6 protein-coding genes are annotated in these 9,686 nt (G+C 57.3%); 5 read left to right on the top strand and 1 reads right to left on the bottom strand.

Annotated features, from left to right (window positions below; all coding sequences use genetic code 11):
* Positions 1-146: 146 nt before the first annotated feature.
* The gene (locus K0F88_RS16260) at positions 147-863 is read left to right on the top strand and encodes an SIMPL domain-containing protein (RefSeq protein ID WP_219095704.1); all 717 of its coding nucleotides are present in this window, start codon (positions 147-149) and stop codon (positions 861-863) included.
* 220 nt (positions 864-1,083) lie between these two features.
* On the opposite strand, the gene K0F88_RS16255 is transcribed toward K0F88_RS16260, so the two are convergent.
* The gene (locus K0F88_RS16255) at positions 1,084-1,452 is read right to left on the bottom strand and encodes a DUF6124 family protein (protein ID WP_094469133.1); all 369 of its coding nucleotides are present in this window, start codon (positions 1,450-1,452) and stop codon (positions 1,084-1,086) included.
* A gap of 1,508 nt (positions 1,453-2,960) precedes the next feature.
* Between K0F88_RS16255 and K0F88_RS16250 the strand changes: the two genes are divergently transcribed.
* The 4 genes from K0F88_RS16250 to K0F88_RS16235 all read left to right on the top strand — a co-directional run.
* Complete coding sequence (locus tag K0F88_RS16250) at positions 2,961-4,586, top strand: ABC transporter substrate-binding protein (RefSeq protein ID WP_219095703.1); 1,626 nt, start codon at positions 2,961-2,963, stop codon at positions 4,584-4,586.
* A gap of 307 nt (positions 4,587-4,893) precedes the next feature.
* A complete protein-coding gene (locus K0F88_RS16245; RefSeq protein ID WP_219095702.1) occupies positions 4,894-6,495 on the top strand; it encodes an ABC transporter substrate-binding protein in 1,602 nt (533 codons plus the stop codon).
* Positions 6,496-6,666: 171 nt separating this feature from the next.
* A complete protein-coding gene (locus tag K0F88_RS16240; RefSeq protein WP_219095701.1) occupies positions 6,667-8,085 on the top strand; it encodes an OprD family porin in 1,419 nt (472 codons plus the stop codon).
* Positions 8,086-8,163: 78 nt separating this feature from the next.
* Positions 8,164-9,686 (top strand): ABC transporter substrate-binding protein (locus K0F88_RS16235; protein ID WP_219095700.1); only part of this gene is annotated, 1,523 nt, incomplete at its 3' end.

The following is a 9,686-nucleotide window of genomic DNA, read 5'->3' as shown; positions in this document are numbered from 1 at the left end:
GTCCAGCGGGAGCAAGCTCCCTCGCCACAGGGTTCGCCGATATCTGTATAGAAGTTGTAACTGTGCGAACCGGATCAATAAAGTTAGAGTCTGATGGTTTCACGCAGGCTCGGACCTTAACCCCTGCGCACCTCCAAGGAGTTTTCATGCACAGTTTCCGCCGCAGCGCCGCCCTTCTTGCCCTTAGCGTTGGCACGGTTGCCAGCCTCCCGGCCCTGGCCGCCGACGAGCTTCATTACAACCAGATCGCCCTGCGTGCCGAAGTCAGTCAGGAAGTGGCCCGCGACCTGATGATCGTGACCCTCTACACCGAAGAACAAAACACCGACCCGGCCAAACTCGCTGCCGACGTCAGCACCACCATGAACAAAGCGCTGGCCCAGGCCAAACAGGTCAAGGAAGTCACCCTGCGCCAGGGCAGCCGCAACAGCTATCCGATCTACGACACCAAGGGCCAGAAAATCACCGGCTGGCGTGAACGCGCCGAACTGCGCCTGGAAAGCTCCGACTTCGCCGCGCTGTCAAAGCTGACCGGCGAACTGCTGACCGACCTGAAAATGGGCGGCATGGACTTCGCCATCGCCACGCCAACCCGCAAGGCCAGCGAAGATGCGCTGCTTAAAGAAGCCGTCACCGCGTTCAAGGCTCGCGCGCAACTGGCGACCGATGCCTTGGGCGGCAAGGGTTACAAAATCGTCAGCCTGAACCTGAACAGCAACGGTTATCCACAACCATACATGCGTGGTCCGATGATGATGAAAGCGGCCGGCATGGATGGAGCGCCGGTGACGCCTGAGGTTGAGGCAGGCACGAGCCAGGTCAGCATGACGGCGGACGGGGCAATTGAAGTGTTGATGCCTTGATTCGGTAACCCGAACACAGAAACGGCGATCACCTGAAGTGATCGCCGTTTTTTGTTGCCTGGCGGAAAGCCGGCAGGTTTGTCTGATGATTTTGTGGTGATTGATCCACCGTCATCGCGAGCAGGCTCACTCCTGCATGTGATCAGAGTCGTACATAAAATCCATGTACACACTCGCCCCCTGTGGGAGCGAGCTTGCTCGCGATGAACGATGACGCGGTCTACGCCGGATCGACGTTATCCAGTGCCCGATTCACCGCCAACTCCGCCAGCATGATGATCTGCTGAATCGCCAACACCGTATTGCGCTGCGGGCCGATCAGGTTTGCTGCGAAATCACTGGCCATGACACTCGCAGAAGCCAATGACTCGCAGGCTTGGGCCAGGAGACTTTCAGTGTCCATGTCCGGGGCAATCATGAACATAGTGCTGGGGCGGCGGAGTTTGGGGGCGTACTGGTCGGGGGAATCGAGGTAGTAGTCGAGAGCGCGTCTTATGGCTTCGCTGTCTTTGAGTAGTTCTTCATCGCGCAAGGCGTCGGCGTTTGGGTTAGTTTTATTGAAATTCGAATCGGAATTATCGTTGTCCATTTGCAGCTCCTAATCTTAATTGGAGCCATCACTTGCCGTTATGGTCGTGAGGGCCTTCGCCCTACTGATTCAGTTTTCCACTCCTGGCCGCTGATTTAGCAGCGACAGGAACGAGATTAGAGACACCGCTTCCTACCCGGCAACCTGAAAAATGCGTGGGAAAACGCTGTGTTTTTTACACATCTTTCAACACACAAAAATGGAACGCAGAGCGTCCCGGGCTGCATTCCCACGCAGAGTGTAGGGATCGATCAATCGGGAGCAACAGAAAGAGATGGGTCGGCTGTCAGGACGCCATCGCTGGCAAGCCAGCTCCCACAAGGTTCGTATACATCTGCAAAGTCATCGGTCGGCTGTCAGGCCGCCATCGCGATCAGGCTCGCTCCTACAAATCGATCGGCGTACACGCTTCGCTTTTCACCACTCAATAGGCCGAGCGTTAGCTCGCCTGCAGCTCTTGATCTGGCTTTTGATTCTGATCTGCCCGCCCCGTCGGGAGGCTGAGTGGAGGCGTTCATCTGGGGGGTAGGTGCGAAGCGCCGTGCGGCGAAGCCGCACACATCGAGAGGAGGTCGAAGCGAAGCCGACCGGAGGCGATGCCCCCAGATGAATGCCGGAACGAAGGAACGCCGAGCCTAGGCGAGGGGCCGGACGCTGGGGCGAAGACCTTTGCTTCCTTTGGGGCGTTTGCCAAAGGGAGTCGCTGTAAGAGCGAAACCATAGGTGGCCGTTACCGCAGGAATGGATATGTACACCTGAAAGAACATGGTCGGCTACCAGGCCGCCATCGCAGGCAAGCCAGCTCCCACAGGGGTTCGGTGTACATCGGCTAGAGAATGGTCGGCTGTCAGGCCGCCATCGCGAGCAGGCTCCCCCCCACAATTGGACTGGGCACACCTGAAAGTAAATGATCGACTTTCAGGCTCGATCCCAACATTTGCCCACTGCACATCCGTCAGAAAACACTCACTGACAAGACGTTCAACATCTGGAAAAAACCAAAAGCGCTACCGGAAAGAGCAGAGGGTTGCACCCAGGGTATTACCCAACACGCCCACGCAAACCCCAGCAAGTCCCTAAAGCCAACGGTCCCCCACAGATGTCCATTGCCAAACAGTAACGCAACAATCTGCCCCTACAGACACAACAACCCTTTAAACAACAAACACCTACCCACCCAACTACAACTCAATCTCATTCACGCCCACATGCCTCATTCACACCCCTCATGATGGGTATAAATAAGTAACACCTCGCTCCAACCGGGTGCGAAAGTCGAGCCGATCGCCCCGTCGCGGTGCGCCAGACGCACCGAAAAAACCCTGCGCAAACGGTCAAATGCGCATGAATTTATACATATGCGACATTAAGGTACGTTCGTGCCACCGTTTAACGCCTGTGGTCGCTCAGGATCTTGCAATGGGTATGGCCCCTGCATAAGTATCCGCAGGCACGACTCACGAGGTCGTCCTCAAATTCCAAAAATGACAACAAATCATGAGGCCAACATGCTTAAACACGCGGTCATTCCGTTTTTAGTCGGCGCAGGCTTGTTAGCCTCCGCACCTTTCGCCCAAGCGGCGACTAACCTGGTGTTTTGCTCCGAAGGGAGCCCGGCCGGTTTTGATCCTGGTCAGTACACCACCGGAACCGACTTCGACGCCTCTGCAGAAACCATGTTCAACCGCCTGACCCAGTTCGAGCGCGGCGGCACCGCCGTGATTCCTGGTCTGGCGACCAAGTGGGACATCTCCGATGATGGCCTGACTTACACCTTCCACCTGCGTGAAGGCGTCAAGTTCCACACCACCCCGTACTTCAAGCCGACTCGTGAGTTCAACGCCGACGACGTGCTGTTCACCTTCAATCGCATGATTGACAAGAACGACCCGTTCCGCAAAGCGTACCCGACTGAATTCCCGTACTTCACCGACATGGGGATGGACACCAACATCACCAAGATCGATAAAGTCGACGACAAAACTGTCAAGTTCACCCTGAAAGAAGTCGACGCCGCGTTCATCCAGAACATGGCCATGAGCTTCGCCTCGCTCCAGTCCGCCGAGTACGCTGCCCAGTTGCTCAAGGAAGGCAAGGCCGCCGACATCAACCAGAAGCCGGTCGGCACTGGCCCGTTCGTATTCAAGAGCTACCAGAAAGACTCCAACATCCGCTACACCGGGAACAAGGACTACTGGAAGCCTGAAGACGTCAAGATCGACAACCTGATCTTCGCCATCACCACCGACCCGTCGGTGCGTATCCAGAAGCTGAAGAAGAACGAGTGCCAGATCACTCTGTTCCCTCGTCCGGCCGACCTGAAGGCGCTGCAAGAAGACAAGACCTTGAAGGTGCCTAACCAGGCTGGTTTCAACCTGGGCTACATCGCCTACAACGTGATGGACAAGATCAAGGGCAGCGATCAGCCGAACCCGATGGCTCAATTGAAAGTGCGTCAGGCACTGGACATGGCCGTCAACAAGCAGCAGATCATCGACTCCGTCTACCAAGGTGCTGGTCAACTGGCCGTCAACGCCATGCCGCCAACCCAGTGGTCTTACGACACCACCATCAAGGACGCACCGTACAACCCTGAGAAAGCCAAAGAGCTGCTCAAGGAAGCCGGCGTCAAGGAAGGTACCGAGATCAATCTGTGGGCGATGCCGGTACAACGTCCGTACAACCCGAACGCCAAGCTGATGGCTGAAATGCTGCAGTCCGACTGGGCCAAGATCGGTATCAAGGCCAAGATCGTGACCTACGAGTGGGGCGAGTACATCAAGCGTTCCAAAGGCGGCGAAAACGGCGCGATGCTGATTGGCTGGAGCGGCGACAACGGTGACCCGGACAACTGGCTGAACGTGCTGTTCGGCTGCGACTCGCTGCAGGGCAACAACTTCTCCAAGTGGTGCGACAAGAAGTTCGACGGCATCGTCAAAGAAGCCAAGCGCACGACCGATCAGGGCAAGCGCACCGAACTGTACAAACAGGCGCAACACGTCCTCAAAGACGCTGTGCCAATGACACCTATCGCTCACTCGACGGTGTTCCAACCCATGCGCAACAACGTTGAAGACTTCAAGATCAGCCCGTTTGGCTTGAACTCCTTCTACGGCGTCAGCGTCAGCAAATAAGGTTTTGCAACGGCGACGTTTTTAACGTCGCCGTTGCTTTATCTGCCGAGAAAGTAGGAAACAGCCTACATCCAATTCCGTCACGGATGACCGCCGTGATGTCGGATGCGTTGCCTTTTCCCACAAGTCTTTCGGACTCTACGCATTTACTGCCGGACCCACGGCTCATACCGTCGGGATCTGACCAGTGCATGCGTGGGCTCTCGGTTTTGCTGCACGCCATGGTTTGAACTCAGTGATGCCTCTACGTCCGCGGACGGGACGGCGGCTCATTGAAAACACTTAGCGAACGAGAAAAGGGAGCGTCATGCGCCATACCTTGGTTTTATCCGCATTGCTGGGCACCGGCCTGTTGGCCGCCACTTCCATCAGCCAGGCCGCCAGTAACAGCCTGGTGTTCTGCTCCGAAGGCAGCCCGGCTGGCTTCGACACTGCGCAGTACACGACATCGACGGACAACGATGCCGCCGAGCCGCTGTACAACCGATTGGCAGAGTTTGAAAAAGGCGCCACCAACGTCGTACCGGGCCTGGCAACAAGCTGGGATATTTCCGAGGACGGCCTCAAGTACACCTTTCACCTACGCGAAGGGGTGAAATTTCATACGACCAAGTACTTCACGCCGACCCGTGATTTCAACGCCGATGACGTGCTGTTCACGTTCAATCGCATGCTCGATCCGCAGCAACCTTTCCGTAAGGCTTATCCAACCGAGTTCCCGTATTTCAACGGGATGAGCCTGAACAAGAACATCGCCAAGGTCGAGAAGACCGGGCCGCTGACCGTGGTCATGACGCTCAACAGCGTCGACGCCGCGTTCATCCAGAACATCGCCATGAGCTTCGCCGCCATTCTGTCTGCCGAATACGCCGACAAACTGCTGGCCGACGGCAAGCCGAGCGACATCAACCAGAAGCCAATCGGCACTGGCCCGTTCGCGTTCAAGAGTTACCAGAAAGACTCCAACATCCGCTACACCGGCAACAAGCAGTACTGGGACCCGAGCCGGGTCAAACTCGACAACCTGATCTTCTCCATCAACACCGACGCGTCGGTGCGCGTGCAGAAGCTCAAGGCCAACGAGTGCCAGATCACCCTGAGCCCACGTCCCGCCGATGTCCCCGCATTGAAGAACGACGCGGCACTCAAGCTCATCGAGAAGCCTGGTTTCAACCTGGGTTACATCGCCTACAACGTGCGCCACAAGCCTTTCGACCAGCTCGAAGTGCGTCAGGCGCTGGACATGGCGGTGAACAAGCAGGGCATTCTCAACGCCGTCTACCAAGGCGCCGGTCAACTGGCCGTCAACGCCATGCCGCCGACGCAATGGTCCTACGACGACACGATCAAGGACGTCGCCTACAACCCGGAAAAAGCCAAGGAACTGCTCAAGGCTGCCGGCGTGAAAGAAGGCACTGAAATCACCTTGTGGGCGATGCCCGTTCAGCGCCCTTACAACCCGAACGCCAAGTTGATGGCCGAAATGCTCCAGGCTGACTGGGCAAAAATCGGCCTCAAAGTGAAGATCGTCAGCTATGAATGGGGCGAGTACATCAAGCGCACCAAGAATGGCGAACACGACGTCAGCCTGATTGGCTGGACCGGTGACAATGGGGACCCGGACAACTGGCTCGGCACGCTTTACAGCTGCGACGCCATTGGTGGCAACAACTACTCCATGTGGTGCGATCCGGCTTACGACAAGTTCATCAAGCAGGCCAAGGTCGTCACCGACCGCGAACAGCGCACCGTGCTTTACAAACAGGCGCAGCACTACCTCAAGCAACAAGTGCCGATCACGCCTATCGCCCATTCGACGGTTAACCAGCCGTTGAGCGCCAAAATCGAAGGATTCAAAGTGAGTCCATTCGGTCGTAACGTGTTCTCGGGCGTCAGTATCGACCAATAACCGATTAGCCAGAACGCTGGGGGCGCATTGCGCCCTCACGCAAGCGTGTTGCCTGAATTCGCCAATCCGGCCTACAGCAAACGTTTGCGAAGCCTTGTATGAGTTCTAAACCAAATAGCCGGATCACCAAAAAAGACCGGCATAAAAAAAAGAAAGTAAGGAGCTTCACCCATGAAACTGAGCAGCACCGCGTTATTGGCCCTGGCCATCAGCAGCGTAACCGCCACGGCTTACGCAGAAACCCAAAGCCAGGCGTTTACGCCGGTTACCGTCAAAGAGAAAAGCGCCCAAAGCGAAGCCACCGGTTTTGTTGAAGGCCAATCGGTCACCGGTTCCACGCGTAACTGGTATGCGAACGAGTCGTTCAAGCGGGGCGCGACGCTCAACTATCTTAAAAACGGTGAGACTCGCACGACTGACCGTCGCATCAACTGGGTGCAAGGCACGATCATCAAGTACAACTCGGGCTTCACCGAGGGTACTGTCGGTTTCAGCACTGAAGTAGCGGCTTACAACGCCATTGCTCTGGACCGGGATCGCAAAGACCTCGCGTCCGGTAACGGTGGTGCTCCTGAGCCAGGTCGCAGCGGCCGTGGCAACAACCGTACTTTGACTGAGAATGGCGGTGACGCCGTTGATCAGTGGAGCAAACTGGGCCTGGCCAACGTCAAGGCACGTTTCTCCAACACCACGCTGACGGCCGGTCGCCAAAACTTCAGCAGCCCGCAAGTGGATGTCATCGGTAACCGTCCGCTGCCTTCGAGCTTCGAAGGTGTGACCCTGCACAGTGAAGAGCTGGAAAACCTGTCCTTCGACCTCGGCACCTTCGACCGTAACTCGCCGCGTACCGAACAGAGCCAGCGCAAGTTCCGTTCCGAATACGGCGACGGTACCGCTGAAGCGGATCACGTCAACACCGCCGGTATCACTTACACCCCGTTCGCCAGCCTGACCACCAGCCTGTGGGGCACCCAGGCCGAAGACCTGTGGAACCAGTACTACTTCGGCGCCAGCCACGTTCTGGGTGACAGCTCGGTACTGAGCCTGACCACCGGCCTGAACTACTACAAGACCGTCGACGAAGGCAAAAAGCTGCTGGGCGAAATCGACAACGACACCTACTCCCTGTCGTTCGGCCTGACCCACCAGGCTCACAGCCTGACCTTCTCGTACCAGGAAGTGAACGGTAACGAGTACTTCGACTACCTGCACGAAACCAACGGCATCTACCTGGCCAACTCCCTGCTGTCGGACTTCAACGGCCCGAACGAGAAATCGTTCCAGATCGCCTACGGTCTGAACATGGCTGAATACGGCGTTCCTGGCCTGAAGTTCAACATCTACCAGGCTCGCGGCTGGGGCATCGACGGTACTCACTACGCTGGTGGCGGTTACGACGGCGTCCAGTCGATGGACGGCGAAAATCACTATGAATACGGCATCGGTACTTCGTACGCCGTGCAGAGCGGCCCGCTCAAGGCCACCACTGTTCGCGCGACCTACACCGCTCACCGCGCCAGCGAAAACCAGGCCGATGGCAGCCTCAACGAGTTCCGTCTCGTGACCACCATCCCGTTCAACGTCCTGTAATGCACCTGCCGAACGGCTGATTCAATGATGAATCGGCCGTTCGGCTTTTGTCCTTTAACTGATTGCAGAGGGTTCTTGATGAAAATGCTTCCCCTACGTGCGGCCATTGCAGCCGCGTTGCTGAGTGTCGCTGTTGGCGTCTCGGCCAAACCCCTGGTGGTCTGCACCGAAGCCAGCCCGGAAGGCTTCGACATGGTCCAGTACACGACTGCAGTCACAGCCGATGCGGTGGCCGAAACCATCTTCAATCGCCTGGCGGACTTCAAGCCCGGCACCACTGAAGTGATTCCGGCACTGGCCGACTCCTGGGAGATCAGCGAAGACGGTCTGACCTACACGTTCCACCTGCGCAAAGGCGTCAAGTTTCACACCACCGAATACTTCAAGCCGACCCGCGACATGAACGCCGACGATGTGGTCTGGAGCTTCCAGCGTCAGCTGGACCCGAACCACCCATGGCACAAACTGTCGAGCGTTGGCTTCCCGTACTTTGAAAGCATGGGCTTCAAGGAACTGCTGAAAAGCGTCGAGAAAGTTGACGACAACACCGTCAAATTCACCCTGACCCGCCGCGAAGCGCCGTTCCTGGCGGACGTCGCCATGGCCTTCTCCTCGATCTACTCCGCCGAGTACGCCGACCAGTTGCTCAAGGCCAACAAGACCGGCGACCTGAACAACAAACCGGTCGGCACCGGCCCGTTCGTGTTCCAGCGCTACAACAAAGATGCCCAGGTTCGCTTCAAGGCCAACCCGGACTACTTCCGTGGCAAGCCACCGGCTGATGCGCTGATCCTGGCCATCGCCACCGATAACAACGTGCGCCTGCAAAAGCTCAAGGCCAACGAGTGCCAGGTCGCGCTGTATCCGAAACCGGATGACATCCCGAGCATCAAGAAAGACACCAACCTGAAGGTTGATGAGATGAACGCGATGACCGTTTCCTACATCGCCATGAACACCTCGCACAAATACATGAGCGATGTGCGCGTGCGTAAAGCCATCGACATCGCGTTCGACAAGGCGGCCTATGTCAACGCCCTGTTCGGCAAGGGCAATGCGACCGTGGCGGTCAACCCGTACCCGGACACCCTGCTGGGTTACAACCACGAGCTGAAAAACCCGCCACGTGATCTGGACAAGGCTCGCGCCCTGCTCAAGGAAGCGGGCGTGCCGGATGGCACTGTTTTCACGCTGTTCACCCGTAACGGCGGCGGGCCGACCAACCCGAACCCGATGCTCGGCGCGCAGATGATGCAGGCTGACCTGGCCCAGGTCGGGATCAAGGTCGACATTCGCGTCATGGAGTGGGGCGAAATGCTCAAACGCGCCAAAAACGGCGAGCACGACATGGTTTCCGCCGGATGGGCGGGTGACAACGGCGACCCGGACAATTTCCTGACGCCTAATCTGAGTTGCGAAGCTGCCAAGAACGGCGAAAACTACGCGCGCTGGTGCAATGAGAAATTCCAGACCCTGATTGACCAGGCACGGGCTAAAGTGAACCCGGCGGAACGTGCAGCGCTCTACGAGCAAGCCCAGGAGGTTTTCAATCAGGACCAGCCATGGATCAACATGGCGCACACCCGTATGTTCACCGCAAT

The organism is Pseudomonas sp. UMAB-40 (assembly GCF_900095275.1).
GTDB lineage: Bacteria > Pseudomonadota > Gammaproteobacteria > Pseudomonadales > Pseudomonadaceae > Aquipseudomonas > Aquipseudomonas mandelii_B.
This window is presented reverse-complemented; position numbering and strand designations above follow the sequence as displayed.

What these genes read in the sequence shown, in the direction of transcription:
- K0F88_RS16260 (WP_219095704.1), top strand. Translation starts at nt 147, where the DNA reads ATGCACAGTTTCCGCCGCAGCGCCGCCCTTCTTGCCCTTAGCGTTGGC.
- K0F88_RS16255 (WP_094469133.1), bottom strand. Translation starts at nt 1,452, where the DNA reads ATGGACAACGATAATTCCGATTCGAATTTCAATAAAACTAACCCAAAC.
- K0F88_RS16250 (WP_219095703.1), top strand. Translation starts at nt 2,961, where the DNA reads ATGCTTAAACACGCGGTCATTCCGTTTTTAGTCGGCGCAGGCTTGTTA.
- K0F88_RS16245 (WP_219095702.1), top strand. Translation starts at nt 4,894, where the DNA reads ATGCGCCATACCTTGGTTTTATCCGCATTGCTGGGCACCGGCCTGTTG.
- K0F88_RS16240 (WP_219095701.1), top strand. Translation starts at nt 6,667, where the DNA reads ATGAAACTGAGCAGCACCGCGTTATTGGCCCTGGCCATCAGCAGCGTA.